The 26,627-nt window shown below is 63.1% G+C and carries 24 protein-coding genes; 10 read left to right on the top strand and 14 right to left on the bottom strand.

Translation table 11 applies throughout. The features are described from left to right. Positions 1-141: 141 nt before the first annotated feature. The gene (locus tag CAG34_RS03290) at positions 142-1,413 is read left to right on the top strand and encodes an Hsp70 family protein (protein WP_085587946.1); all 1,272 of its coding nucleotides are present in this window, start codon (positions 142-144) and stop codon (positions 1,411-1,413) included. 134 nt (positions 1,414-1,547) lie between these two features. Here CAG34_RS03290 and CAG34_RS03285 read toward each other — a convergent pair whose 3' ends face one another. From CAG34_RS03285 to CAG34_RS03275, 3 genes are all read right to left on the bottom strand, one after another. Next, positions 1,548-2,555 (bottom strand): AI-2E family transporter, encoded by a 1,008-nt coding sequence (locus tag CAG34_RS03285; RefSeq protein WP_025340806.1) that lies wholly within the window; start codon positions 2,553-2,555, stop codon positions 1,548-1,550. A gap of 71 nt (positions 2,556-2,626) precedes the next feature. Further along, positions 2,627-2,914 (bottom strand): PsiF family protein, encoded by a 288-nt coding sequence (locus CAG34_RS03280; RefSeq protein WP_003258250.1) that lies wholly within the window; start codon positions 2,912-2,914, stop codon positions 2,627-2,629. Positions 2,915-2,976: 62 nt separating this feature from the next. After that, positions 2,977-3,765, bottom strand: a complete 789-nt coding sequence (locus CAG34_RS03275; RefSeq protein ID WP_085587944.1) for a helix-turn-helix transcriptional regulator — start codon at positions 3,763-3,765, stop codon at positions 2,977-2,979. 224 nt (positions 3,766-3,989) lie between these two features. Between CAG34_RS03275 and CAG34_RS03270 the strand changes: the two genes are divergently transcribed. Then, a complete protein-coding gene (locus tag CAG34_RS03270) occupies positions 3,990-4,862 on the top strand; it encodes a DMT family transporter (protein WP_085587942.1) in 873 nt (290 codons plus the stop codon). Here CAG34_RS03270 and CAG34_RS03265 read toward each other — a convergent pair. Further along, positions 4,859-5,749, bottom strand: a complete 891-nt coding sequence (locus tag CAG34_RS03265; RefSeq protein ID WP_085587940.1) for a triacylglycerol lipase — start codon at positions 5,747-5,749, stop codon at positions 4,859-4,861. The genes CAG34_RS03270 and CAG34_RS03265 overlap by 4 nt on opposite strands. Positions 5,750-5,872: 123 nt before the next feature. On the opposite strand from CAG34_RS03265, the gene osmE reads away from it, so the two are divergent. Further along, complete coding sequence (gene osmE, locus CAG34_RS03260; protein WP_015271980.1) at positions 5,873-6,214, top strand: osmotically-inducible lipoprotein OsmE; 342 nt, start codon at positions 5,873-5,875, stop codon at positions 6,212-6,214. A gap of 48 nt (positions 6,215-6,262) precedes the next feature. Next, the gene (locus CAG34_RS03255) at positions 6,263-6,793 is read left to right on the top strand and encodes a bacterioferritin (protein ID WP_025340810.1); all 531 of its coding nucleotides are present in this window, start codon (positions 6,263-6,265) and stop codon (positions 6,791-6,793) included. 129 nt (positions 6,794-6,922) lie between these two features. Here the strand turns inward: CAG34_RS03255 and CAG34_RS03250 are convergent, their stop codons facing one another. Beyond that, on the bottom strand, positions 6,923-8,989 hold the full coding sequence (locus tag CAG34_RS03250) for an AsmA family protein (protein WP_085587938.1): 2,067 nt from the start codon (positions 8,987-8,989) through the stop codon (positions 6,923-6,925). A 341-nt stretch (positions 8,990-9,330) separates the two neighbouring features. On the opposite strand from CAG34_RS03250, the gene CAG34_RS03245 reads away from it, so the two are divergent. The 3 genes from CAG34_RS03245 to CAG34_RS03235 all read left to right on the top strand — a co-directional run bounded on the left by CAG34_RS03245 (position 9,331) and on the right by CAG34_RS03235 (position 11,855). Then, complete coding sequence (locus CAG34_RS03245) at positions 9,331-9,828, top strand: phage infection protein (protein ID WP_085587936.1); 498 nt, start codon at positions 9,331-9,333, stop codon at positions 9,826-9,828. Between the two features lie 122 nt (positions 9,829-9,950). Further along, the gene (locus tag CAG34_RS03240) at positions 9,951-10,583 is read left to right on the top strand and encodes a TetR family transcriptional regulator (protein WP_085587934.1); all 633 of its coding nucleotides are present in this window, start codon (positions 9,951-9,953) and stop codon (positions 10,581-10,583) included. A 174-nt stretch (positions 10,584-10,757) separates the two neighbouring features. Beyond that, positions 10,758-11,855, top strand: coding sequence for an AGE family epimerase/isomerase (locus CAG34_RS03235; protein ID WP_085587932.1), 1,098 nt, complete (start codon positions 10,758-10,760; stop codon positions 11,853-11,855). Between the two features lie 112 nt (positions 11,856-11,967). Here the strand turns inward: CAG34_RS03235 and CAG34_RS03230 are convergent, their stop codons facing one another. The 6 genes from CAG34_RS03230 to CAG34_RS03205 all read right to left on the bottom strand — a co-directional run bounded on the left by CAG34_RS03230 (position 11,968) and on the right by CAG34_RS03205 (position 18,470). Continuing rightward, positions 11,968-12,735, bottom strand: coding sequence for an SDR family oxidoreductase (locus tag CAG34_RS03230; RefSeq protein WP_075046516.1), 768 nt, complete (start codon positions 12,733-12,735; stop codon positions 11,968-11,970). A gap of 637 nt (positions 12,736-13,372) precedes the next feature. Then, complete coding sequence (locus CAG34_RS03225; protein ID WP_015271986.1) at positions 13,373-14,089, bottom strand: ABC transporter ATP-binding protein; 717 nt, start codon at positions 14,087-14,089, stop codon at positions 13,373-13,375. After that, positions 14,086-14,961, bottom strand: coding sequence for an ATP-binding cassette domain-containing protein (locus CAG34_RS03220; RefSeq protein WP_025340815.1), 876 nt, complete (start codon positions 14,959-14,961; stop codon positions 14,086-14,088). The genes CAG34_RS03225 and CAG34_RS03220 overlap by 4 nt, the downstream gene beginning before the upstream one ends. Continuing rightward, the gene (gene livM, locus CAG34_RS03215) at positions 14,958-16,259 is read right to left on the bottom strand and encodes a high-affinity branched-chain amino acid ABC transporter permease LivM (protein ID WP_025340816.1); all 1,302 of its coding nucleotides are present in this window, start codon (positions 16,257-16,259) and stop codon (positions 14,958-14,960) included. The genes CAG34_RS03220 and livM overlap by 4 nt, the downstream gene beginning before the upstream one ends. A 2-nt stretch (positions 16,260-16,261) precedes the next feature. Continuing rightward, complete coding sequence (locus CAG34_RS03210) at positions 16,262-17,176, bottom strand: branched-chain amino acid ABC transporter permease (RefSeq protein ID WP_013974411.1); 915 nt, start codon at positions 17,174-17,176, stop codon at positions 16,262-16,264. Between the two features lie 157 nt (positions 17,177-17,333). Further along, entirely contained in the window at positions 17,334-18,470 is a 1,137-nt protein-coding gene (locus CAG34_RS03205; RefSeq protein ID WP_075046518.1) for a branched-chain amino acid ABC transporter substrate-binding protein, read from the bottom strand. 525 nt (positions 18,471-18,995) lie between these two features. On the opposite strand from CAG34_RS03205, the gene pncB reads away from it, so the two are divergent. Then, positions 18,996-20,201: a nicotinate phosphoribosyltransferase gene (gene pncB, locus CAG34_RS03200; protein ID WP_025340817.1), complete on the top strand. Its 1,206-nt coding sequence runs from the start codon at positions 18,996-18,998 to the stop codon at positions 20,199-20,201. A gap of 3 nt (positions 20,202-20,204) precedes the next feature. Then, positions 20,205-21,032, top strand: a complete 828-nt coding sequence (gene nadE, locus CAG34_RS03195) for an ammonia-dependent NAD(+) synthetase (protein WP_013974414.1) — start codon at positions 20,205-20,207, stop codon at positions 21,030-21,032. An 80-nt stretch (positions 21,033-21,112) separates the two neighbouring features. On the opposite strand, the gene azu is transcribed toward nadE, so the two are convergent. Next, entirely contained in the window at positions 21,113-21,562 is a 450-nt protein-coding gene (gene azu, locus CAG34_RS03190; RefSeq protein WP_015271990.1) for an azurin, read from the bottom strand. Between the two features lie 349 nt (positions 21,563-21,911). On the opposite strand from azu, the gene CAG34_RS03185 reads away from it, so the two are divergent. Beyond that, a complete protein-coding gene (locus CAG34_RS03185; RefSeq protein ID WP_025340819.1) occupies positions 21,912-22,499 on the top strand; it encodes a TIGR00730 family Rossman fold protein in 588 nt (195 codons plus the stop codon). Between the two features lie 135 nt (positions 22,500-22,634). On the opposite strand, the gene CAG34_RS03180 is transcribed toward CAG34_RS03185, so the two are convergent. Beyond that, the gene (locus CAG34_RS03180) at positions 22,635-24,935 is read right to left on the bottom strand and encodes a YgiQ family radical SAM protein (RefSeq protein ID WP_025340820.1); all 2,301 of its coding nucleotides are present in this window, start codon (positions 24,933-24,935) and stop codon (positions 22,635-22,637) included. 202 nt (positions 24,936-25,137) lie between these two features. After that, positions 25,138-26,535, bottom strand: a complete 1,398-nt coding sequence (gene dnaB, locus CAG34_RS03175) for a replicative DNA helicase (RefSeq protein ID WP_015271992.1) — start codon at positions 26,533-26,535, stop codon at positions 25,138-25,140. Between the last annotated feature and the right edge of the window lie 92 nt (positions 26,536-26,627).

Genomic DNA, 26,627 nt, shown 5'->3' with positions numbered 1-26,627 from the left:
GCGTGTTGCAAAAGAAGATAGGGGTCAAGCATAGCCTTTCAAGACCGCCTTGGGTTTGCTCCATGGCAGACGACCGGTCTTGATTCTGTAGCCAACTGGCATACACTGCGCGGCCGTTTTGCCTCCGGAAGCTCATTCCCCATGTCTGACGTATCCCCGGCCCGCGCCCTGGGCATCGACTTTGGCACCTCCAACTCCACGGTCGGCTGGCACCGCCCCGGCGTCGAGTCGCTGATTGCCCTGGAAGACGGCAAGATCACCTTGCCCTCGGTGGTGTTCTTCAACATCGAGGAGCGTCGCCCGGTATATGGCCGCCTGGCACTGCACGAGTACCTGGAAGGCTACGAAGGCCGCCTGATGCGTTCGCTGAAAAGCCTGCTGGGCTCCAAGCTGATCAAGCACGACACCAGCGTGCTGGGCAGCGCCCTGCCGTTCAAGGACCTGCTGGGCATGTTCATCGGCGAGCTGAAAAAACGCGCCGAGGCCGCTGCCGGGCGTGAGTTCGAGCAGGTGGTGCTGGGCCGCCCGGTGTTCTTCGTCGACGAAGACCCGGCCGCCGACCAGGAGGCCGAGGACACCCTGGCCGAAGTGGCGCGCAAGATCGGCTTCAAGGATGTGTCGTTCCAGTACGAGCCGATTGCCGCGGCCTTCGACTACGAGTCGAGCATCAGCCGCGAAGAGCTGGTGCTGATCGTCGACATTGGCGGTGGTACCTCGGACTTCACCCTGATCCGCCTGTCGCCCGAGCGCCACCTGGTGGCCGAGCGCCAGAGCGACATCCTCGCCACCGGCGGCGTGCACATTGGCGGTACCGACTTCGACAAGCAGCTGAGCCTGCAGGGTGTGATGCCGCTGTTCGGCTACGGCAGCCGCATGAAGAGCGGCGCGCTGATGCCGACCAGCTATCACCTCAACCTCGCCACCTGGCACACCATCAACGCCCTGTACTCGCAGAAGTCGCAGCTGGCGCTGGGCAGCATGCGCTATGACATCGAGGACACGCTGGGCATCGACCGCCTGTTCAAGCTGATCGAAGAGCGTGCCGGGCACTGGCTGGCGATGGAAGTGGAGGCCAGCAAAATCGAGCTGACCGAGCAGCAGAGCCGCCACGTCGACCTCGGCCGCATCGAACGCGAGCTGGGCGTGGACCTGTCACGGGCGCTGTTCGAGGGGGCTATCGAAGGGTTGCTGGAGCGGGTGCGTGGTAGCGTGAGCGAACTGCTGGCCAAGGCTGGAGTGAGCGAAACACAGGTCGATACGGTGTTCTTCACCGGCGGTTCCAGCGGGATTCCGGCGCTGCGCAACAGCGTGTCGGCGATGCTGCCGAATGCGCGGCATGTGGAAGGCAACATCTTTGGCAGCATTGGTAGCGGGCTGGCCATCGAGGCGCGCAAGCGTTACGGCGTAGCCTGAGCCATCCCTTTCACCTGTGCCGGCCTCTTCGCGGGTAAACCCGCTCCCACAGGGTCCCCGCAAGTCTTGAGAGAAGTGGCGTACCTGTGGGAGCGGGTTTACCCGCGAAGAGGCCGGTACTGGTCAACAAAGAATCAGACCAGTTCGGCCCGCTTCAGCTCACTCTTCAGGTAGGCATAGTAGATCGGCCCCGCCACCACCCCCGGCAGCCCGAATGCCGCCTCGAACACCAGCATCGCCAGCAGCAGTTCCCACGACTTGGCACTGATCTGCCCGCCCACGATCCGTGCGTTGAGGAAGTACTCGACCTTGTGGATGACGATCAGGTAACCCAGCGCCGCCGCCGCCACCCAGATCGACAGCGACAGGCCGACGATGGTGATCAGGGTATTCGACATCAGGTTGCCGATCACCGGCAGCAGGCCCAGCAGGAAGGTCAGCACGATCAGCGTCTTGGTCAGCGGCAGGTGCACGTCGAACATCGGCAGCACCACGGCCAGGAAGATGCCGGTGAAGGTAGTGTTAAGCAGCGAAATCTTGATCTGCGCGAAGACGATGTTGCGAAACGCCTGCACCAGCAGGCTCAGGCGCTCGAACAGCGCCGCCGCCAGCGGCTTGCGCCGGGAGATGTCGGGGATGCGCTGCAAGGCGACGATGGCGCCAAGGATCATGCCGATCAACAGGGTGACGAACATGTGCGCCATGCCCTTGCCCACCAGCTGCAGGTCGCTCAGGTGGCTCTTGATCCAGTCACCGATGGCCACCTTGAACTCCGCCGCACTGGCCGGCAGGTAGCCTTCTATGAACGGCGGCAGCTGCCCGCGGGCGCGCTCCACCAGGGCCATGAACTTGTCCAGCGAAGCCCCGGGGTTTTCCGCCTCGTGCAGCAAAAAGCTGAAAGCACCGGCAAACAGCAGGGTCAGTGTGCTGACCACCAGCGTGCCGAGCAGCGCTACAGCCAGCCAGCGGGCACGCTGCCCGGCAATCAGCGGCTGCAACCGCGGCGTGAGCATGTTGACCAGCTCGAACACCAGCAGGCCGGCCAGCAGGCTCGGCAGCAATTTCAGGGGCAACGCCAGCAACAGGCCGGCAAACACGATGATCCAGCTGGCCAGGGTGACCTGGCGGGGGGTGAAGGTCATACAGCCTCAACGGCAGACAACGGGAAAGACCCGCAGTCTGCCAGCCTTACGTCTGCAGGCATAGGCGCAGGTCATTTCTTCTTCAGGCAGTCGCTCATGAACGCTTTGCGCTCATCACCCTTCAGGGCCTTGGTGGTGGCGTCGGCGTTGCAGGTTTTCATCTTCTCTTGCTGGGTTTGCGGCACATCCTTCTTCAGGCAGGTGCTCATGAAGGCTTTGCGCTCATCGCCCTTGAGGGCCTTGGCGGTGGCGTCGGCGTTGCAGGTTTTCATTTTTTCCTGCTGCGCGGTATTGGCGGCGAAGCCTTGGGCGCTGAACAACACCGCCAACACCAGTAAGGGGATTTGCAGCACTTTCATGGAGTAGTCTCCTTGGCTCCGCGCCCGATGCACGGGGGTCGAGCTGAGTGTAGCCAAGAATTTCAACGCCCTGCCCGTGCCTGGCGGCGGTATTGCTCGGGCGTGCACTGGGCCTGGCGCTGGAACATGGCGATGAACGCCGAGGCGCTGCTGTAGCCCAGGTCGAAGGCGATGGCCTGGATCGGCTGGCCGGCCTCCAGCGCTTCGATGGCGCGCAAAAAGCGCAGGCGCAGCCGCCATTCACCAAAACTGATGCCCAGCTCGCGCAGGAACTGCCGGGCCAAAGTACGTTCGCTGACATGAATCTGGGCGGCCCATTCGCCCAGCGGGCGGTTGTCGCCCGGCTGGGCACCAAGGGCATCGAGCACCTGGCGCAAGCCTTCGCTGTGGGCAAACGGCAGGTAGCAGGCCTGGGTGGGCGCCAGCAGCAACTGGTCGAGCAGCACTTGCACCAGGCGCTGGTCGCGCTCGCCCTCGGCCACCCGCAGGTCGCGCCGGGCGAAGTCGGCAAGAATGGCCTTGAGGATGTCGCTGATCATCAGGCTGCACGGTTGCTGCGGCAGTGCGGCGCACAGGCTGCGGTCCAGGTAGACCGAACGGTAGACGATGGCCTGCGGGTTGTAGCAGCCATGCTCGGTGTCGGGCGGCACCCACACGGCGTATTGCGGCGGCGACAGGAAGTGCTGGCCGGCGACCTCCAGGTGCATCACGCCGTGGGCGGTGTAGTTGAGCTGGCCCCAGGCGTGGCGATGCAGGGCGCTGCGGGTGTCGGCACCGAACTCGTCGTGACGGAAGTACACCGGGGCCGGGAGCCGGGTGAACTGGGGAATGTCGAGGTATTTGCGCGGCATGCTGTCTGCTTTGCGGGGTGGGTTGTCTGGATAGGAGTATAGGCTTGTTGACAGACAGTTGATAATGGCTGCCATCGGGGCCTGCTGCGCAGGCCTTCGCGGGCTTGCCCGCTCCCACAGGGATATCACAGGCCTGAAAGCTGGCGCAGATCCTGTGGGAGCGGGCAAGCCCGCGAAGGGCTGCAAAGCAGCCCCAATCCAAGCCCCAACGAGTAACCTGCTACATGAACTACCTGTTCCCCCTGACCGCCATCCTGATATGGGCCGGCAACACCGTGGTCACCAAGATGTCCGCCGGCGCCATCCACCCCGCCGAGATCGGCTTCTACCGCTGGCTGCTGGCCGCGCTGTTGTTCACCCCGTTCCTGCTGCCCGCCGTGTGGCGCAATCGCACGGCCATTCGCCCGCACCTGGGCAAGGTTTTCGTGCTGGGCGTGCTGGGCATGGCGCTGTATCAGAGCCTGGCCTACTTCGCCGCCGGCATCACCAGCGCCACCAACATGGGCATCATCCTTTCGCTGATGCCACTGATGTCACTGGCACTGTCCATCGCCTGGCTGGGCCAACGCCTGAGCTACGGCGCCCTGCTGGGCGCGCTGGTGTCATTTTTCGGCGTGCTTGAAGTGGTCAGCGCCGGCCACCCCGCCAGCCTGTTGCAACAAGGCCTGAACAGCGGCGACCTGCTGATGCTGGTGGCCACGCTGGCCTACGCGCTGTACAGCTTCCTGCTGAAGAAATGGCAGCTGCGCCTGCCGCCGATGCAGCTGCTGTACCTGCAGGTGCTGGTAGCCATCGTCGTGCTGCTGCCGCTGTTCCTGCTGTCGGACAAGACTGGCCTGAACAGCCGCAACATCGGCCTGGTGCTGTACGCCTGCGTGCTGGCCTCGATGATCGCGCCCCTGGTGTGGATGCAGGCCGTGCACCGCCTGGGGCCCAGCCGCACCACGCTGTTCTTCAACCTGCTGCCGCTGGTCACGGCACTGATCGCCGCCGTGGTGCTCGACGAGCAGCTGGCCCGCTATCACCTGGTCGGCGGCCTGCTGACCCTGGCGGGCGTGGTGCTGGCCGAGCGCTGGACCACACCGATCCGTCGTTAGAGCCCTGCCGCCTTGAGCCGGGCGGCATGTTCGGTGAACAGCCGCACCGGTTCGGCACCCTTGCCCACCGCACCAAGCGACTGGTTGACGATATCCAGGTGGTCGAGCGGGTAATCGTCGCCGATCACCTGCCCCAGGTGCGAACTGAAGCGCCCGACCATACCGTCGCAATGGCCCTTTTCCTTGACGAAACTGCGCGCGAACAGGCGGCAGAAGTGGCTGCTGCCGTCGAAACGGTTGCGCCGCTGGTCGGTCAGGCCGGGCTGCAGGGTGCCGGACCAGGAGTAATAGCGCACGCCATCGACCTCATAGTCCCCTTCCCCGCCCCAGGTGCCTGGCAACCCCTGTGGATAAGCCTGGTTGAACAGCGCCACCCCGGCGCTGGTCAACGACTGGTGCGAGGCGTGTACATCCACCGGCAGCGGGTCGCGGCGCCAGCCGGTTTCCAGCCACACCAGCAGCACGGCCAAGCCATGCAGCACAGCCTTCAGGATGCGCCCCTGCGGGGAATCGCCCGGTGCCGTACGCTCCAGGTAGTCGGCCAGTTCCGAGCCATGGTTGGGCCCCGCCACCGAAGTGACCGAAGCCACCCGCCCGGGCCGCCTGGCGGCCGCGTAGCGCGCGCTCAGGGCACCCTGGCTGTGGCCGATGAGGTTGACCTTTTCAGCTCCGGTGCGCAGGCAGATGTCTTCGATGATGGCCAGCAACTGCTCGCCGCGCACCTCGCTGGAATGCAGTGGCGAAACCTGCACCGGGAACACCTGCGCCCCGCCCTTGCGCAGGGCCGGCACGATGCCGAACCAGTAGGGGTAGAGCACTACCCGGACAAAACCGAGCATGCCCGGCACCAGCACCAACGGGTATCGCGTGGCCAATTCCTGCTGCATTGCCCCAGCCCCTTTCCGTGGACGACCGGCCAACACTACAGCGGCCTTGATGACCATCGCAATCGAACTCCCGGCGCGCGCTGCGGTTCCAAACCACACATACCCTTTGCAAGGAGCGGGACCATGTACAAGCAGACCCTGGCAATCCTTCTGGCAAGCGCCACCCTCGCCGCCTGCGGCAGCCGCCCGGAAAACCCCGTGGACTACGTCACCTACCGCGACGAGCCGCTGGTCAAGCAGGTGGAAAAAGGCATGACCATGCAGAAAGTCATCGCCATCGGCGGCAGCCCGTCCAACGTGATCGACCTCCCCCATGGCGGCACCTGCAACGACTACATCCTCAACCACGATGGCCACCAGCAGCCCTACTACGTGCGCTTCGACGCCACCGGCCATGTCGACGCCAAGGGCTTCAAGACTTGCAAACAACGCGAAGAAGACAGCGACGCCGTCCACGGCGCCTGAGCCTTCCAGGCCATATCCATGACCACCCTGATGTTCCAGGAGATGAACATGAATGCGACTGAACTGACCGATGTGCAAACCCTGCGCGAACGTGCCCGCCAGCATGTCGAGCAAGGTGCGGTGACCGAGGGTTACGATGCTGATCGCCAACAGATCCTGCGCCTGCTCAATGATTCACTGGCCACCGAACTGGTCTGCGTGCTGCGCTACAAGCGTCACTACTTCATGGCCAGCGGCATCAAGGCCAGCGTGGCTGCCGATGAATTCCTCGAGCATGCCAACCAGGAAGCCGAGCACGCCGACAAGCTTGCCGAACGGATCGTGCAGTTAGGTGGAGAGCCGGATTTCAACCCGGACAACCTGAGCAAGCGGTCTCATGCCCAATATGTGGCGGGCACTTCATTGAAGGAGATGGTGCTGGAAGACCTGGTGGCGGAGCGGATCGCCATCGATAGCTATCGCGAGATCATTCGGTACATAGGGGATAAAGATCCGACTACGCGGCGGATTTTTGAAGACATCCTTGCGCAGGAAGAAGAGCACGCGGACGATATGTCCGACCTGTTGCAAGGCTTGTGATTCTTGGGGGCGCTTTGCGCCCCTTTCGCGACACAAGGCCGCTCCCACAGGTATTTCACAAGTCTTTAGGGCTGTGAAATACCTGTGGGAGCGGCCTTGTGTCGCGATGGGCCGCGAAGCGGCCCCCTGCTATTTCCGCTCTTTCACCACCGCCGGCGCCTTGCCCGCCTTCATCTGCTGCAACAGCGGCGTGCACTGGTTGGGATCATCCCCGCTGCTAGGCGCAATCAGCGCCAGCAACCCCGCCGCCGGCCCGGCAACCACACCCAACGCCACCATCCCCGCCCCGCGCAACGCCAGCGGCACCGCCTGCACCCCGGCACTGGGCTTGGCGAACGGCCCGCGCACATACAGCGGCGAGCGCAGCGAGAACAGCCGCAGCCCTTTCGATTCAGGGGTAATTTTCAGGTCCAGCTGCTCCGTGGCGAAATTGGCCGTGCCGTTGATGTAGATGATCGCGTTCTCGGTATCGAAGATGAACAGGCGCGTGGTCGCCAGGCCATCCTTGATGCCCACGTCAGCCGCTGCACAGTTGATCTTCACATCCTCATCACCAAACAGCTTGCCGACCACATAGTTGCCCACGTTCAACCCGGCAATCTCCATCAGGCTGCGGCTGATGGCGCCATCGTTGATCAACATGCGCAGGTCGCCATTGGCCGTGCCCAGCAAGGCGGCTACCGAGTTGCCCCGGCCGGTGATATCGGCATCGCCATTCAACTCACCGAAGCTGGTCTGCATCGGCGCAAAGGATGGGAACAACTGCTTGAGCTTGAAGCCCCGCGCCGTCAGCCGGGCACGCCCCTGCAACGGTACGTTGCGGCCATCCAGGCGGATCCTGGAAGCGAGGTTGCCGCCAGCCACGCCAAAACGCAGGGGCTCCAGGCGCAGCAGGCCGTCCTCCAGTATCACGTGGGCCGACAGGTCGTTGAACGGCAGTTGCGCGCTGTGCACGATGCGCTTGCCGGCGAAGGTGACGTCGGCGTCCATCGTGCGCCAGCGCTCGGTGCGGAACTCTTCCACCGGCAGCACCTTGCCCGCCGGCTGTTTGCTGGCACCCCCACGGGCCTTCTGCTCGGCGTTGGAGTCGGCGCCGATCAGCGGCGCCAGGTCCTTGAACAGCAACTGGTTGGACACCAGGTTGCCGGACAGCTTGGGCCGTGGCTGGCTGGCAACGAAGGCCAGGTCGCCGTGGATATCGCTGTCACCGATCTTGCCGTTGAAGCCCTGGTAGTTGAAGGTCGCCCCTTGCGCCGCGTGCAGGTTGGCGCTGAGGTGGCCGTCGGTGGAATAGGCCGGGGTGTCGGGCAAGGTTACGCCGGTCAGCGGGTAGAGGTTGCCCAGGCTGGCCCCGGACAGGCGCAGGCGCAGGTCGAGGGCGCCGAGGTTGCGCGGGTCGGTCAGGGTGCCAGCGAGCACCACATGGGTGTCGGCGATGCGCACGTCAGCCTGCAGCGGGAACGGCTGGCTGGCGTCCTGCAGGGCCAGCAGGCCGCCGATCTTGCCGCTACCGGACACCGGCTGGCCTTTGTAGCGGCCCTGGGCCTTGAGCCCGAAGGCGTAGTCCTGCGCGGCAGCGGCCTTCTCGGCGCTGGCCTTGCCAACGATGTCGCTGAACGGGACAGGCTTGCCCAGCGGGTCGATCTGCACCTTCATGCTGGTTTTCAGGGTTTGGTCATCGAAGCTGACATTGCCCTGGTCGAAGCCGATGGCGCCAATGTCCAGCTGCCATTTGGAAGGCTCTGCGTTTTCATCCTTGGGGCCGAAGTCGAAGGCCCAGTTGGCGCGGCCATCGGCCAGGCGGGTGAGGCTGGCTGTGGGCTTGGTCAGGTCGATGCGCGGGATGCTGATCTGCTGGAACAGCAGCGGCAGCGGCGCCAGGCGGAACGCCACGCGCTCCAGGCCGACCATCTTCGGTTCCTTGAGCCACTCGGGGTTGCCCAGGGTCAGGTCTTCGGCAATGAAGTGCGGCCAGGGCACCCAGGCGCGCCAGCCCCCCTCTTCTGGTTCGGTGCGCCAGTCCACGGCAAGGTTGCCATTGATCGCGAAGGGCCGCTGCAGGGCCTCGGAGACTTTCTCGTTAAGCAGGGGCTTGACGCGGTTCCAGTCGAAGGTGGCGATCACCACCACCAGGATCGCCAGCAGGGTCAGCAGGCTGGTGAAGGTCCAGACGAGGATTCTGGCGGGACGCGTCATTGCGTGATTCTCCTTGCGGTATGGCACAGAACAGGTGCAGCGGTGGCACTCAATATCTCGGACTGATGAAAACCCGTGGGGTTTTATCGATGGCGCCATGATAGCGAAGTTTTTCCTGGCCTTTTGCTCAGCAATTCGTCGCGACAGGCCATACGTGTTACCCGCAAACATCGCCATCAAATTGCCACCTTCCGGCCTGGAAAGTGCTGTCTAGAGCAGCTTGCAACCTCTATCAATACGGTCGATTGTTACCATTACCCGTATGAACTTCTCTCTGGCGTTACCCGGCGTAGCATTGGCTCCGTACCCACTTTCCAGCCCCCGAGAGGAGCACCGAAATCATGAAACGCCATCTGCTGACCCTGACCCTGTCCATCCTGGCCGCCAACGCTTTTGCCCTGCCAGCCGACGAGCAACACCTGACCGCCGAATCGCGCTCCAGCGCTGCCGAAATCGCCCAGCCGCTGAAAACCGTTGCCGAAGGTGGTGCTGATCGCCTGATCGAACGTAGTGGTCGTGTTGCCGAAGGCGGCTCGGATCGCCTGATCGAACGTAGTGGTCGTGTTGCCGAAGGCGGCTCCGATCGCCTGATCGAACGTAGTGGCCGCGTTGCCGAAGGTGGCTCGGATCGCCTGATCGAACGTAGTGGCCGTGTTGCCGAAGGTGGTTCCGATCGCCTGATCGAACGTAGTGGCCGTGTTGCCGAAGGTGGCTCGGATCGCCTGATCGAACGTAGTGGCCGTGTTGCCGAAGGCGGCTCGGATCGCCTGATCGAACGTAGTGGCCGCGTTGCCGAAGGTGGCTCCGATCGCCTGGTTGAACTCAGCCGTGTGAGCTGATCACCATGGCCGAAAAGAACAACCTCTGTCACAACGCTTGCTCCCCTCCAGGCCCGGTCCATTGACCGGGCTTTGTTTTTTTAACTAGAGTGCCCAGCCTTACCGCCACAGAAGCCCGCACCATGCTGCCGCGCGCCGAACAGAAGCTACAGACCCGCCAGGCCCTGCTCGATGCCGCCTGCCAGCTCATGGAGAGTGGCCGTGGTTTCGGCAGTATCAGCCTGCGCGAAGTGGCGAAGACGGCCGGCATCGTACCCACCGGCTTCTACCGGCATTTTTCCGACATGGACGCCCTGGGCCTGGCCCTGGTTGCCGAGGTCGACACTACCTTCCGCCAGACCATCCGCCTGGTGCGCCAGAACGAATTCGAACTGGGCGGCATCACCGACGCCTCGGTGCGCATCTTCCTCGACGTGGTCGCCGCCCACCGTGCGCAGTTCCTGTTCCTCGCCCGTGAGCAGTACGGCGGTTCGCAGGCCGTACGCCAGGCCATTGCCCGCCTGCGCCAGGACATCAGCGACGACCTGGCCACCGACCTGGCGCGGATGAAGCGCTGGCAGCACCTGGACGGCGCCGCGCTGGCGGTGATGGCCGACCTGGTGGTGAAAACCGTGTTCGCCACCCTGCCAGAGCTTATCGACAGCCCCGAAGCGGGTTATCCACAGGCGTTGACGCCGCAGGAAAAGATCACCCAGCAGTTGCGCTTCATCTTCGTGGGGGCGCGGCATTGGCAGGGGTTGGGCAACCCGGGCTGATCGGTAGCCTGTACTGGCCCTATCGCCGGCAAGCCGGCTCCCACAGGATCACCACAGGCCCGCGCAATGTGAAGTACCTGTGGGAGCTGGCTTGCCGGCGATAGGGCCGGCACAGGCTACCCACAACCCAGTTCTGCTACCATGGCGCCCTGCCCGACAGCGACGAGCGCCGAAATGTCCGACCCCCGCCCCACCCTGCCCGAACTGGCCCGCTTCAACCAGCACTTCGCCGAACGCATCGTGCCGTTGTGGCAAGGCCCGGGCTGGAACGCCGACATGGCCCTGCCCTACGAGGCACTGGACGCCCAGCACCAGCCATTGCCGGTGCAGCGCTACCGGGCCATGGCCTGCGCGCGTCAGCTGTACCTGTTCAGCAGCCGCATCGGGCAACCGGGCGCAGCCGAGCGTGCGGCCGCCTTGTTCCGCTCGCTGCAGAAGCACTTCCACGACGCCGAACACGGCGGCTGGTTCTACAGCATCGACGCCCAGGGCAAACCGCTGGACCGGCGCAAGGACCTCTACACCCACGCCTTCATCGTCTTCGCCTGTGCACATTACTGGGGCAAGGTGGGTGAAAATCTGGTGGAGTCCACGCTGAACGCCGCGCTGGACATCATCGACCAGCAGTTTGCCCGCGACGACGGCCTGTACGAAGCCAGCCTCGCTGAAGACTGGGCAGACCGTGGCAGCGGCCCGCTGCAAAACCCGCAGATGCACCTGGCCGAAGCCTTCCTGCAGGTGCTGGCGGTGCGTGACGACGAGCATGCCCAGCAGTCGTTGCTGCACCTGTGCGCGGCGCTGCAGGAACACTTCATCGACCCCGCCCACGGCCTGATGCTGGAAAAGCCACGCGGCACTGTGGATAACTGGTTCGAGCCGGGGCACCAGTTCGAGTGGTTCTACCTGCTGCATACCTCGCCACTGCTGCGAGATACGCCGCTGCATGCGTCCATCGACCGGGCTTTCGGCTACGCCGAGCAGTACGGGGTGAAGGACACCGCGGTACTGGCGATGCTGGATGTGGATGGCCAGGTGCTCGATGCCACCCAGCGGATCTGGGCGCAGGCGGAATACCTGCGGGCGCTGGTGTTGCGGGCAGGGGGCGAGGCGAAGCTGGCCGGGCAGTTGCAGGCGCTGGAAGCGCGGTTCCTGCGTGAGGCGGGCTGGTATGAGTGCCGGGATGGGCAAGGTAGTGTCAGCCGGCATGATATGCCTTCTACTACGCCCTATCATTTGGCGACTTGCCTGGAAGGGCTGCAGCGCCTGAGCTGACGCCATCGCCGGCAAGCCAGCTCCCACAGGTACAGTGCGGCCTTGAGAAATGCGCCATCCTGTGGGAGCTGGCTTGCCGGCGATGGGCCGCATAGCGGCCCCGCTTTTCTGATCAGCCCTTGACCGATCGGTCGATCGAGAACCCTGCCCAATCCTGGCTCACCGGCATCAGCTCCAGGCTGTTGATGTTGATATGCGCCGGCTGGTTGAGGATCCAGAAGATGGTTTCGGCAATGTCCTGCGGCTGGATCGGCTCGGCACCGGCGTAGGTGGCGTCGTATTTGGCCTGGTCACCGCCGAAGCGCACCAGCGAGAACTCGCTCTCGCACAGGCCCGGCTCGATGTTGCTCACGCGCACGCCCGTACCCCGCAGGTCGCAGCGCAGGCTCAACGAGAACTGGCCGACGAAGGCCTTGGTGCCGCCGTACACGTTGCTGCCCGGGTACGGGTAGTTGCCCGCCACCGAACCTACGTTGAGGATCGACGCCCCACGGCCATGGGCGATCAACCGTGGCAGCAGCAGGCGGGTGGTGTACATCAGGCCCTTGATGTTGGTGTCGACCATGGTTTCCCAGTCGTCCAGGCTGCAGTTCTGCGCCGCGTCCACACCCAGCGCCAGGCCTGCGTTGTTGACCAGGCCGCGCAGCTTGTCGAAGCCGGCCGGCAGGCTGGCGATGGCCTGCTCCATGGCCTTGCGGTCACGCACGTCGAGCACCAGGCCGTGTACTTCGGTCTTTGCCGACAGTTCGGCGCACAGGGCGTCCAGGCGCTCCTTGCGGCGGCCAGTGAGCACCAGCTTCCAGCCGGCTTCGGCGAAGCGGCGGGCAGTGGCCTCGCCGAAACCGGAAGTCGCGCCAGTGATGAATACGGTGGACGTCATGCTCTGTTCCTCACGGTGGATTGTCATCGGCAGTCTTGCAGCATGCCCGCGCCGGGCGCTTGCAGCAACCCGCCCGGGGCACTGTTCATTTTTTGATCATATGCGGCAAACCCTTGCAGCAGAGGGCTCGGCACCAGCTATGCGCACGTTATCCACAAGGCTTTCCCCACGGATTGGGGGCAACTTGTCCATGGTGCGGAACCCTTTCAGCGACTTGTGGTCGGTGGATATCTTTTCGGTGATGGCGCAAGGCTTTCAAGCATGCCGCCTGCAGCGGTCTGTCCAAGGTTTTTTCACAGGGTTACCCACAGGCTTTGCGCGAGCCTTGGAATGAATGCAGGGCTTTGAAAAACCTGGGAAGATCATCCACAAGGTGCCTGTGATCAAAAAATGATCATGAAGCTGCAGGGCTTGGTATCAAAGGGCTTGAGCGAGATGCCACCATGTTTTCCACAGGCGGTTCCACATTATCCGTGGAAAAAAATGGTCCTGTGGAAACAAGGGTTTGTAGAGGGGTTGTGGAGTAATTGGGGAGAGGTGTTCAAAAGGTTGTCCACATTGGCTTCGGGGGCCGCTTTGCGGCCCATCGCGACGCAAGGCCGCTCCCACAGGCCGCAAAGCGGCCCCCGAATGCAACTCAATGCCCGCCGAGATAGGCGTTACGCACTTCCTCGTTGACCAACAGCTCCTGCCCCGTCCCGCTCATGCGAATCTGCCCGTTGACCATCACATAAGCCCGGTCCGACAGTTTCAGCGCATGGTTGGCGTTCTGCTCCACCAGGAAGATGGTCATCCCGGTCTTGGCCAATTCACGCAAGGTCGAGAAGATCTGCTTGACCACGATCGGCGCCAGCCCCAGCGATGGCTCATCCAGCAGCAACAACTTTGGCCGGCTCATCAGCGCGCGGGCAATAGCCAGCATCTGCTGCTCGCCACCGGACATGGTCATGGCCCTCTGGTTACGCCGCTCTTTCAGGCGCGGGAACAACTCGTACATGCGCTGCATGTCTTCATCGGCATGCTTGTCACCGATGGGGATGGTACCCATCATCAGGTTCTCCTCGACGGTCATGTCGGGGAACACCCGGCGCCCTTCCGGCGACTGGGCGATGCCGTTGGAAGCGATGTAGTGCGACGACTTGCGAGTGATGTCGGTGCCGCGGTACACGATATGCCCCGACGCCGCCCGCGGCTGGCCGAAGATCGACATCAGCAGGGTCGACTTGCCAGCACCGTTGGCGCCGATCAGGCTGACCGTCTCGCCCTCGTTGATGTGCATCGAGACCTTTTTCAGCGCCTGGATCGGGCCGTAGAACACGTCCAGGTCCTTCAGTTCGAGAATGGGTGCACTCATACCAGTTCCTCTTCATCGGCACCCAGGTAGGCAGCGATCACCGTCGGGTTGTGGCGGATATCCTGCGGCGCGCCTTCGGCAATCACGTTGCCGTGGTCGAGCACCACGATATGGTCGGAAATGCTCATGACCATGCCCATGTCGTGTTCGATCAGCACCACGGTGATGTCGTGCTCGTCGCGCAGCACGCGGATCATGCGGCTGAGAGCCTCGGTTTCCTGTGGGTTCAGGCCAGCCGCCGGTTCGTCCAGGCAGATGATCTTCGGCCGCGTGCACATGGCCCGGGCGATTTCCAGGCGGCGCTGCTGGCCGTACGACAACTCGCCAGCCAGGCGGTTGGCGCAATCGACCAGGTCGACCACCTCCAGCCAGTAGAACGCGTGGTCCAGTGCGTCACTCTCGGCCTTGCGGTAGGCCTTGGTGTTGAGCACCCCGGCCAGCAGGTTGCGGTTGACCCACATGTGCTGGGCCACCAGCAGGTTCTCCACCACCGACATTTCCTTGAACAGGCGAATGTTCTGGAAGGTGCGTGCCAGGCCGGCGCGGTTGACCAGGTGAGTACCGCCGAACATCTTGTAGTACATGCGGTTGGCAAAGCGCGCCGGCGAGACGAAGTCCGCCACCTGGAAGCGCTCGCCGAGCAGCTGGATGACATTGGTGTGGCTGCCGCGCACGTTCAGCTCGATGCGCCCGCCACTGGCCTTGTAGAACCCGGTCAGGCAGTTGAACACAGTAGTCTTGCCCGCACCGTTGGGGCCGATCAGGGCGAAGATCTGGTTGCGCCGGACCTTCAGGCTGACATCGCTGAGCGCCTTGATGCCACCGAACTGCATCATCAGGTTGTCGACCGAGAGAATGATATCGTCGCTCATGGCGCCACTCCTTTACGCGGGGTCACACCGGTACGGCTGATGCGGATCAGCCCACGCGGTCGCCAGATCATCATCAGCACCATCAGCACACCGAACAGCAGCACGCGGTATTCGGAGAAGCTGCGCAGCAGCTCGGGCGCCACGGTCAGCACGAAGGCCGCGATCACCACACCTACGGTCGAGCCCATGCCACCGAGCACGACGATGGCGAGGATCAGCGCCGACTCGAAGAAGGTGAACGACGACGGGTTGACGAAGCCCTGGTAGGTGGCAAAGAACACCCCGGCCAGGCCAGCGGTGGAAGCGCCCAGGGTGAACGCCGAGAGCTTGACCAGCACGTGGTTCAGGCCCATCGAGCGGCAGGCGATCTCGTCTTCGCGTAGCGCTTCCCAGGCACGGCCGACCGGCATGCGGGTCAGGCGATGCTTGATGTACAGCACGGCCAGCACGACGATGAACAGCACTGCGTAGATGAACACGAACTTGAGGTTGGCGTTGTAATCGAAGCCGAAGAACTCGTGGATCGGTACCCCACCGTCCTTGGCCCTACGGCCGAACTCCAGGCCGAAGAAGGTCGGCGCCGGTGCCGGCATGCCGTTCGGGCCGCCGGTGAACGACAACCAGTTGTTCAGCACCAGGCGGATAATCTCGCCGAAGCCCAGGGTCACGATCGCCAGGTAGTCGCCGTGCATCCGCAACACCGGGAAACCGAGTATGCACCCCGCCAGCGCCGCAGCTATGGCCGCCAGTGGCAGCACGCTCCAGAAGCCCAGGCCAAGGTACTGGTAACCCAGCGCCAGGCCGTACGCACCGATGGCATAGAACGCCACGTAGCCCAGGTCGAGCAGACCGGCCAGGCCGACCACGATGTTCAGCCCCAGGCCCAGCAGCACGTAGATCAGGCCGAGGATGACCACGGTCAGCAGGTACTTGTTGGCGAAGATCGGGAAGACGATGGCGATCACCACCAGCGCAGGGATGATATAGCGCAGCCGCGATACGTAGTCCGGCGCGCGCACATGCACGCCCGAACCACCGCTTTCGAAGCCTTGGAGCATGCGCGAGCCGGCGGCCGTCTGCAGGTACAGGCTGAGCAGGAAGCGCCCCAGCATCACCCCGCCGACCAGCCAGGCCACACGCCGCGGCTCGGCATTGAAGGTGTAGCCGTCTAGCACCACGCCGACCACAGGGCCAAACACGATGAGTGCCAGCAGGCCGGCGACGATGGTCTCCAGCAGGCTGCGTTTGATGTCGAAACTTCTGGTTTCAGTAACGGAGGCAGTTTTGGCAATGGACATGTTCACACCTTAGCCACGAGCGGGCGACCCAGCAGGCCTTGTGGGCGGAAGATAAGGATCATCACCAGCAGCGAGAAGCTGAACACGTCCTTGTAGTCGGAGTTGATCAGGCCAGAGAACAGCGACTCGGAAATACCCAGGATGATCCCGCCGAGCATGGCGCCAGGCAGCGAGCCGATACCGCCGAGCACCGCGGCGGTGAACGCCTTGATGCCGATGATGAAGCCGGCGTAGAAGTCGAAGGTGCCGTAGTTCATGGTGATCAGCACGCCGGCCAGGGCGGCCATCACCGCACCGATGACGAACACGTAGGAGATCACCCGGTCGGTGTTGATGCCCAGGATCGAGGCCATCTTGCGGTCTTGCTGGGTGGCACGGCACATGCGGCCGAGCTTGGTGTACTTGATCACGTAGGTGAGCAGGCCCATGCCAACGAAGGCTGCCACCAGGATGAAGATCTTGGTGTAGGTCAGTTGCACGAAGCCGGTGCCCACTTCGACACGCCAGGCACCTTCCAGCAGGGTTGGCACGCCTTGCTGGCGGGCGCCCTGGCTGATCTGCGCGTAGTTCTGCAGGATCAGCGAGATGCCGATGGCACTGATCAGCGGTGCCAGGCGGGTGGAGTTGCGCAGGGGTTTGTAGGCGATGCGTTCGATGGTGAAGCCGTACACGCCGGTGACGACGATGGTGAACAACAGGGTGCCCAGCATCAACAGGGGGAACGACTCGATACCGAAATAAGCCAGCAATGCCAGGCTGATCGCCGCGAGGTACGCGGAAATCATATACACCTCGCCGTGCGCGAAGTTGATCATGCCGATGATGCCATAGACCATTGTGTAGCCGATGGCGATCAGGCCATAGACCGACCCGAGGGTCAGGCCGTTGACCAGTTGCTGCAGGAAAATACCATCCATAACGCAATCTCACCTGATTGAGATTGCACGAGCGCCGACCACGGCGGGCCTGGGACAAGGCGGCCCTCGCAGCGCAGTACTGTGCAGATCTACGGATAAAGACAGGTACCGCGGGGCTTTGGCCCGGGGGCTGACGCGCCCGGGCCGTGGGCCGTTGTTATTTTTGTTTTTCCAGCTGGTGGTACTTGCCTTGGGCATCCCACTGGTAGACCACATAGTCGGACACGGTCAGGTCACCCTTCTTGTCCCACTTTTTCTCGCCCATGACGGTCTGCACCGGGTTGGCCTTGAGCCACTCGGCAGCCGCTTCGCCCTTGTTCGACTTGGCGCCGTTGAACGCGGCAGCCAAGGCCTGCAGCGAGGCGTAGGCGTACAGGGTGTAGCCTTCAGGTTCGGTACCGGCCTTGCGGAACTCCTCCACCACCGCCTTGCTGTCCGGCAGCAGGCGCGGGTCGGCGCCGAAGGTCATGTACACACCATCGACGTACTGCGCGCCGCCGGCGGTGGACACCAGTTCGTCGGTGACGATGCCGTCATCGGACATGAACTTGACGTCCTTCAGGCCCTGCTCGCGCAGCTGGCGTACCAGCGGGCCGGCTTCCGGGTGCAGGCCGCCGAAGTAGACCACGTCGGCACCGGTGGAACGGATCTTGGTGACGACGGCGCTGAAGTCCTTCTCGCCGCGGGTCAGGCCTTCGTACAGCACCGGCTTGACGCCGCGTTTCTCCAGCTGTGCCTTGGTCGCGTCGGCCAGGCCCTGGCCGTAGGTGTCCTTGTCGTGCAGCACCGCGACTTTCTTGCCCTTGAGCACGTCGACGATGTAATCGCCGGCGACGATGCCCTGCTGGTCGTCACGGCCGCACATGCGGAACATGGCGCCCAGGCCGCGCTCGGTGACTTGTGGGTTGGTGGAGCCCGGGGTGATGGCGATGACGCCAGCCTCGTCATACACCTCGGAGGCCGGGATGGTGTTGGAGGAACAGAAGTGGCCGACCACGCCGATCACCTTGTCCTGGTCGACCAGGCGGTTGGCCACGGCCACGGCCTGCTTCGGCTCGCAGGCGTCATCGCCCTTGACCAGCACGATTTTCTCGCCGTTCACGCCACCGGCGGCGTTGATCTTGTCGGCCGCTGCCTGCGCACCTTTCATGTACTGCTCGCCAAACGCTGCGTTAGCCCCGGTCATCGGGCCCGCTACACCGATCTTGACGTCGGCCTGAACATACGAAGAAACACCCAGTGCCGTAGCTACGGCCAGAGCCAGGAAACCTTTCTTGTAAAACGTCTGCGACATGAGGTGGTGCTCCTAGAGTTTTTTTTGGTTGGCACTACAACTTCTCAGCCCTGTGCTCCGAGCAAGGGCCGTGCCATAGGTTTTGTCTTCCGGGAAAACACACTGTGCAGGTTGCCGGCAGGCGACCGACGGCCTTTTCTTTATTGAGCGTGCAACCGTCTGCCACGCGGCAGGCGCCACCACACGTACAGACAAGGAGCAACCATCGAGTGCCATCATTGCAACCCTGGCAAGTGTTTACGTGCAACCGCCCTGTAACAGCGGACGTCACCGAACTGCACACAGCTGGTGCGCGACTGCTACAGGCGGCACCGTTTCAAGGCTAGCTGGTGCACGAAAAAACACCTCTGTTTTGGCAGTTCCGGCCCTATCGCCGGCAAGCCAGCTCCCACAGGAACACTGCAAATTTCGGCCGTGTGGGTTACTTGTGGGAGCTGGCTTGCCGGCGATAGGGCCGCAACAGGCACAACAAGGCCGAAAAGGCTGGCACAATGTCCGCCATTCGCCGCTTCCGGAGCCCCATTGATGAGCGAGAGCGCATTCGCCGAGCGCATCGTGCACAACCTGCTCGACACCGACTTCTACAAACTCACCATGATGCAGGGCGTGCTGCACAACTACCCGGACGCCGACGTCGAGTGGGAATTCCGCTGCCGCAACGGCGAGGACCTGCGCCCCTACCTCGGCGAGATCCGCAACCAGCTCGAACTGCTCAGCGACCTCACCCTGGATGACGGCCAGCTGGCCTTCCTCGAACGTATCAGCTTCCTCAAGCCTGACTTCCTGCGCTTTCTGCGCCTGTTCCGCTTCAACCTGCGCTACGTACGCCTGGGGATAGAAAACGACCAGCTGTTTCTGCGCCTGAAAGGCCCGTGGCTGCATGTGATCCTGTTCGAAGTGCCGCTGCTGGCGATCATCAGCGAAGTGCGCAACCGCCACCTGCACCCGCGCATGCGCCTGGCCGAGGCCCGCGACCAGCTGTACCGCAAGTTCGACTGGCTGCGCGCACATGCCAGCGACGATGAACTGGCCGAACTGCAGGTGGCCGACTTCGGCACCCGTCGGCGCTTTTCCAGCCGTGTGCAGGAAGAAGTGGTGCGTGTGCTGCGCGACGATTTCCCGGGCCGCTTCGTCGGCACCAGCAACGTCGACCTGGCATGGAAACTGGATATCAAGCCGCTGGGCACCATGGCCCATGAATGGATCATGGCCCACCAGCAACTCGGCCCGCGACTGATCGACAGCCAGATCGCCGCGCTGGACTGCTGGGTGCGCGAGTACCGCGGCCTGCTCGGCATCGCCCTGACCGATTGCATCACCATGGATGCCTTCCTCGGCGATTTCGACCTGTACTTCGCCAAGCTGTTCGACGGCCTGCGCCACGACTCGGGTGAACCGGTGGCCTGGGCGGAAAAGGCCATTGCCCATTACCAGAAACTGGGTATCGACCCGATGACCAAGACCCTGGTGTTTTCCGACGGTCTCAACCTGACCCGCTCGCTGGAAATCTTCCGTGCCCTGCGCGGTCGCATCAACGTCAGCTTTGGCATCGGCACCAACCTGACCTGTGATATCCCGGGCGTGGCCCCGATGAGCATCGTGCTTAAAATGACCGACTGCAACGGCGCGCCGGTGGCGAAGATCTCGGACGAAGCCGCCAAGACCCAATGCCGCGACGAGAACTTCGTCGCCTACATGCGCCATGTATTCAAAGTCCCCAGCAAGGAGTAACCCATGCAAGCGGTTCAGCAAGAGATTGCCCAGGCGCTGAAGGTACAGCCGCCATTCGCCGACGCCGCCGCGCTCGAGGCCGAAGTCGCCCGGCGCGTGGCGTTCATCAAGGATTGCCTGGCCAACGCCCGGCTCAAGACCCTGGTGCTGGGCATCAGCGGCGGCGTCGACTCGCTGACCGCCGCCCTGCTCGCCCAACGCGCCATCAACGAGCTGCGCGCCGAAACCGGCGACAAGGCCTACACCTTCATCGCCGTGCGCCTGCCTTACCAGGTCCAGCATGACGAGCATGACGCCCAGGCGTGCCTGGAAGTGATCAAGGCCGACGAAGTGCACACCGTGGATATCGCCCCGGCAGTACGGGCGCTGGCGGCTGAAGTGGTGGAGTTGAAGAACGGCTCGCCGACGCTTGTGGACTTCGTGGTCGGCAACGTCAAGGCGCGTACCCGCATGGTCGCCCAGTACACCATCGCCGGTGCACGCGCGGGCCTGGTGATCGGCACCGACCACGCCGCCGAGGCGGTAATGGGCTTCTTTACCAAGTTCGGTGATGGTGCCTGCGACCTGGCGCCGCTGAGCGGGCTGGTGAAGAACCAGGTGCGGGCGATTGCGCGCAGCTTCGGTGCGCCGGAGTCACTGGTGGAAAAGGTCCCGACTGCGGACCTGGAAGACCTGGCGCCGGGCAAGCCGGACGAAGCCTCCCATGGCGTGACCTACCAGCAGATCGATGCCTTCCTGCATGGGCAGCCGGTTGACCAGGAAGCGTTCGACATTATCGTCGCCACCTACCGCAAGACCCAGCACAAGCGCGAACTGCCGTTCGCCCCTTGATCAGGCTGTAGAAAGACCTGTGGGAGCGGGTTCATCGGGGCGCCGAACCCGCTCCCACAGGATTCACCGTCAGCCTTTGATTACTTGACGACGACCTTGCCCTTCATCATCGAGATGTGGCCCGGGAAGGTGCAGAAGAAGCTGTAGTCGCCACCGGCTTCCAGCTTGGTAGCGTCGAACTTCACCTCGGTCTCCTTCTCAGGAGCACCAATCATCTTGGTGTGGGCGATGATCGCGGCGTTGTCAGCTTTGATGTAGTCCTTTTCCAGACCCTGGCTCATGCCTTCGGTGGCAATGCCCTGCATGTCGGCAGTCTTGCTGATCACCAGGTTATGGCCCATGACGTTCTTCGGCAGGTTGCCGGAGTGGGTCAGTTTGACGGTGAATTCCTTGCAGCTCTTGTCGACGGTGATTTCCTTGGTGTTGTAGGACATCTGGTCGGTGGAGTCGACAGTCACCGAGCACTCGGCTGCGAAGACAGAGGCGCTGGCGAGGGTCAGCAGGGATACCGCTACAGCTTTCGCAAACATCATGAATCTCCTTGGCAGGGTTTTATCAATTGCGAGACTGCCTGAAACCGTTCAGCCCCTTGCTGATATGGGTCAAGGGGCTGTCAAGAGGCCAGCCAGTAGAATTGTTCAATGGATTGTATACAACCAATTCAAGGGCACATCATGCCCTTTTATTGGACGATGGGACAACCTCTCATTTAGGAGCAATACGAAATGACCCTTGGAAGCCTGATGAAAAGCCTGCTGGCGGCCTACGCCCATGGAGCGACCGGCGCCATCTGCGAATTCTCCCGACCGGAGTGAAAGCAGCCTTGGAACTGTAGGACATGGGCCTTACCCTGTCAGCCTGAGTGACTGGAGATGAGCAATGCCCGTACGTTCCGTTTGTGTGTTCTGCGGCGCCAGCATTGGTGCCAACCCTGCCTACCGTGAAGCGGCCATCGCGCTGGGCCAGGCGATTGCCCGTCGCGGCCTGACCCTGGTCTATGGCGGTGGCGCGGTCGGCCTGATGGGCACCGTAGCCGACGCGGCCATGGCGGCCGGTGGCGAAGTGATCGGGATCATCCCCCAGAGCCTGATGAATGCCGAAATCGGCCACAAGGGCCTCAGCCGCCTGGAAGTGGTCGACGGCATGCACGCGCGCAAGGCACGCATGGCCGAGCTGAGCGATGCCTTCATCGCCCTGCCCGGTGGGCTGGGTACGCTGGAGGAGTTGTTCGAGGTATGGACCTGGGGCCAATTGGGCTATCACGCCAAGCCGCTGGGGCTGCTGGATGTGAACGGCTTCTACGAGAAGCTGGGCGGGTTCCTCGACCATATCGTCGAAGAAGGCTTCGTGCGGCCGCAGCATCGGGCGATGTTGCTGCTGGGGCAGCAGCCTGATGAGCTGCTGGACGGGATGGACAGCTTTGTTGCGCCGGTGGCGCCGAAGTGGGTCGACAAGAAGCCTGACTAAACCTGTAACAGGGGCTGCTTTGCAGCCCAATCGCCGGCAAGCCAGCTCCCACAAGTACAGCGCAAGCCTTGGGCTTTGTGCAATTCCTGTGGGAGCTGGCTTGCCGGCGATTGGGCCGCAAAGCGGCCCCTGAAATCAGCGCGGGATCACTGGCTGACGCGGCTTCTTGTTGCCCTTGCCACCCTTGGCCGCTTCCTTGCGCTCCTTGGCCGCCTGCTGGTTACGCGCAAACGCTTCGGCCTTGGCCTTTTCACGCTTGTCCCACGGCTTGCTGCCATCACTGCCACGCGGCGGCAGGCCGGTGTGCTGGGTAAGAACCTTCTGCTCCTTGCCCACCTTGTGGCTACCCGCAGGGGTCGAGTTCTTGCGGCGTGCACTCTGGTAGGTATCGGTCTGCGGCTGGTGCAGCGGGATCAGTTGGTGCTTGCCCGGCCCGATCAGGTCGGCGCGGCCCATGCGCTGCAACGCCTCACGCAGCATCGGCCAGCCCTTCGGGTCGTGGTAACGCAAGAACGCCTTGTGCAGGCGGCGCTGCTCCTCGCTCTTGACGATATCCACACCTTCGCTTTTGTAGGTCACCTTGCGCAGCGGGTTCTTGCCCGAGTGGTACATGGCCGTGGCCGAGGCCATCGGCGACGGGTAGAACGCCTGCACCTGGTCGGCACGGAAGCCGTTGCCCTTCAGCCACAGGGCGAGGTTCATCATGTCTTCGTCGGTGGTGCCCGGGTGCGCGGCGATGAAGTACGGGATCAGGTACTGCTCCTTGCCCGCCTCTTTCGAGAACTTCTCGAACATGCGCTTGAAGCGGTCATAGGTGCCGATGCCCGGCTTCATCATCTTGTCCAGCGGGCCACGCTCGGTGTGCTCCGGGGCAATCTTCAGGTAACCGCCGACATGGTGGGTGACCAGTTCCTTGACGTACTCCGGCGACTCCACCGCCAGGTCATAACGCAGGCCAGAGGCAATCAGGATCTTCTTCACACCCGGCAAGGCACGAGCCTTGCGGTACAGCTCGATGAGCGAGCTGTGGTCGGTGTTGAGGTTTTCGCAGATGCCCGGGAACACGCACGACGGCTTGCGGCAGTGCTTCTCGATGTCATGGCTCTTGCAGGCGATGCGGTACATGTTGGCAGTCGGGCCGCCAAGGTCGGAGACCACGCCGGTGAAGCCCGGCACCTTGTCACGCATCTCTTCGATTTCGTGCAGGATCGACTCGTGCGAGCGGTTCTGGATGATGCGGCCTTCGTGCTCGGTGATCGAGCAGAAGGTGCAGCCACCGAAGCAGCCACGCATGATGTTCACCGAGAAACGGATCATCTCGTAGGCCGGGATGCGCTCCTTGCCGTAGGCCGGGTGCGGCACACGGGCATAGGGCATGCCGAACACGTAGTCCATTTCCTCGGTGCTCATGGGGATGGGTGGCGGGTTGAACCACACATCCACTTCGCCATGCTTCTGCACCAGGGCGCGGGCGTTGCCCGGGTTGGTCTCCAGGTGCAGCACCCGGTTGGCATGGGCATAGAGTACCGGGTCGTTACGCACCTTCTCGAACGACGGCAGGCGGATCACCGACTTTTCCCGGGTCATGCTCGGGCTGTCGAGAATCTGCACGACCTTGGCTTCGTTCGGGTCCTCCTGGTCGCCCTTGGCCTGCTCGATGGCACAGGCCTGGGTGTCCTGGGTATTCACGTACGGGTTGATGATCTTGTCGACGCGGCCCGGGCGGTCGATACGGGTCGAATCGATCTCGTACCAGCCCTGAGGCGTGTCACGACGCACGAAAGCAGTGCCGCGCACATCGGTGATGGTCTCGATCTTCTCGCCGTTGGACAGGCGCTGGGCCACCTCGACCACCGCGCGCTCGGCGTTGCCGAACAGCAGGATGTCGGCGCTGGCGTCGATCAGGATCGAGTGGCGGACCTTGTCCTGCCAGTAGTCGTAGTGGGCGATGCGGCGCAGCGAGGCCTCGATGCCGCCAAGCACGATCGGCACATGCTTGTAGGCTTCCTTGCAGCGCTGGCTGTACACCAGGCTGGCGCGGTCCGGTCGGCTGCCGGCCAGGCCACCAGGGGTGTAGGCGTCGTCGGAACGGATCTTCTTGTCCGCGGTGTAGCGGTTGATCATCGAGTCCATGTTGCCCGCGGCCACGCCGAAGAACAGGTTCGGCTCGCCGAGCTTCATGAAGTCGTCTTTCGACTGCCAGTTCGGCTGGGCGATGATGCCCACGCGGAAGCCCTGGGCCTCCAGCAGGCGGCCGATGATGGCCATGCCGAACGACGGGTGGTCGACGTAAGCATCACCGGTCACGATGATGATGTCGCAGGAATCCCAGCCGAGCAGATCCATCTCCTCCCTGCTCATCGGCAGGAAAGGTGCTGGCCCGAAGCATTCGGCCCAGTACTTGGGATAGTCGTAGAGTGGTTTGGCTGCTTGCATGTCAGTGACCGGTTCTGGTGTGCTGGGAAATCGCGGGCGCGGAATATAGCACAAATTTTGACCAAATCCGACGATGGTTGTCGGATTCATGGGTTGCCTGTACCGGCCTCATCGCCGGCAAGCCAGCTCCCACAGGAGATCACTGCCTTAAGGTCGGTGGAGCCCCTGTGGGAGCTGGCTTGCCGGCGATGAGGCCGGTGGCTTATTCGTCATCGTCGAAGTTGTACATGCCCGGCGCCAGGTTCTCGAAGCGGGTGTACTTGCCGATGAACGCCAGGCGCACGAAGCCGATGGGGCCGTTACGCTGTTTACCGATGATGATTTCCGCCACGCCCTTGTGCTCGGTCTCGGGGTGGTACACCTCGTCGCGGTACACGAACATGATCACGTCGGCGTCCTGCTCGATCGCACCGGATTCACGCAAGTCGGAGTTCACCGGGCGTTTGTTCGGGCGCTGTTCCAGGGAGCGGTTCAGCTGCGACAGGGCGATGACCGGGCAGTTGAACTCCTTGGCCAGGGCCTTGAGCGAGCGGGAGATCTCGGAAATTTCGTTGGTCCGGTTGTCGCCGGCCGAACCCGGGATCTGCATCAGCTGCAGGTAGTCCACCATGATCATGGCGATTTCGCCATGCTCGCGGGCCAGGCGGCGGGTACGGGCGCGCATTTCCGAGGGGCTGATGCCGGCGGTATCGTCGATGAACAGCTTGCGGTCGTTGAGCAGGTTCACCGCCGAGGTCAGGCGCGGCCAGTCATCGTCGTCCAGCTGGCCGGAACGCACCTTGGTCTGGTCGATACGGCCAAGGGACGAGAGCATACGCATGATCAGCGATTCACCTGGCATCTCGAGGGAGAACACCAGTACCGCCTTGTCGGTACGCAGCACGGCGTTTTCCACCAGGTTCATGGCGAAAGTGGTCTTACCCATCGACGGTCGGCCGGCGACGATGATCAGGTCGGCTGGCTGCAGGCCGCTGGTCTTCTCGTCGAGGTCAGTAAAGCCGGTGGACACGCCGGTGATGTCACTGTCGGAGTTGAACAGCGTGTCGATACGGTCGATGGCCATGGTCAACAGTTCGTTGACCCCCACCGGGCCGCCGGTTTTCGGGCGGGCCTCGGCGATCTGGAAGATCTGCCGCTCGGCGTCGTCGAGAATCTCTTCGGCGTTGCGCCCTTGCGGGTTGAACGCGTTGTCGGCGATGTCGGTACTGATGCTGATCAGCTGGCGCAGGGTGGCGCGCTCGCGAATGATCGCGGCGTAGGCCTTGATGTTGGCCACCGACGGGGTGTTCTTGGCCAGCTCGGCCAGGTACGCCAACCCACCGACTTGCGAAGAAAGGCCTTCCTTGTCCAACTGCTCGTGCAGGGTCACCACGTCGAATGGCTGGTTGGCGTCGGCCAACTTGTGCACGGCACGGAAGATCAGGCGGTGGTCATGCCGGTAGAAGTCGCCATCCGATACCTGGTCCAGCACCCGCTCCCAGGCATTGTTGTCCAGCATCAGGCCACCGAGCACGGCCTGTTCGGCCTCGATGGAATGCGGCGGTACCTTCAGGGCTGCGGTTTGCAGGTCTAGCTGTTCGGAGGTGGTGATCTCGTTCATGGCCACGAAAGAATTCTGGAGGATGAAAAAGACAAAGGGCACGGCCTGTCGAAAACAGGACCGTGCCCGATGTTAACCGCCTGACCCACAAG

Source organism: Pseudomonas sp. B14(2017) (assembly GCF_002113255.1).
In the GTDB taxonomy this organism is placed as follows: domain Bacteria; phylum Pseudomonadota; class Gammaproteobacteria; order Pseudomonadales; family Pseudomonadaceae; genus Aquipseudomonas; species Aquipseudomonas putida_Z.
The sequence above is the reverse complement of the archived record's forward strand: the minus strand, read 5'-3'. Positions and strand labels throughout refer to the sequence as shown.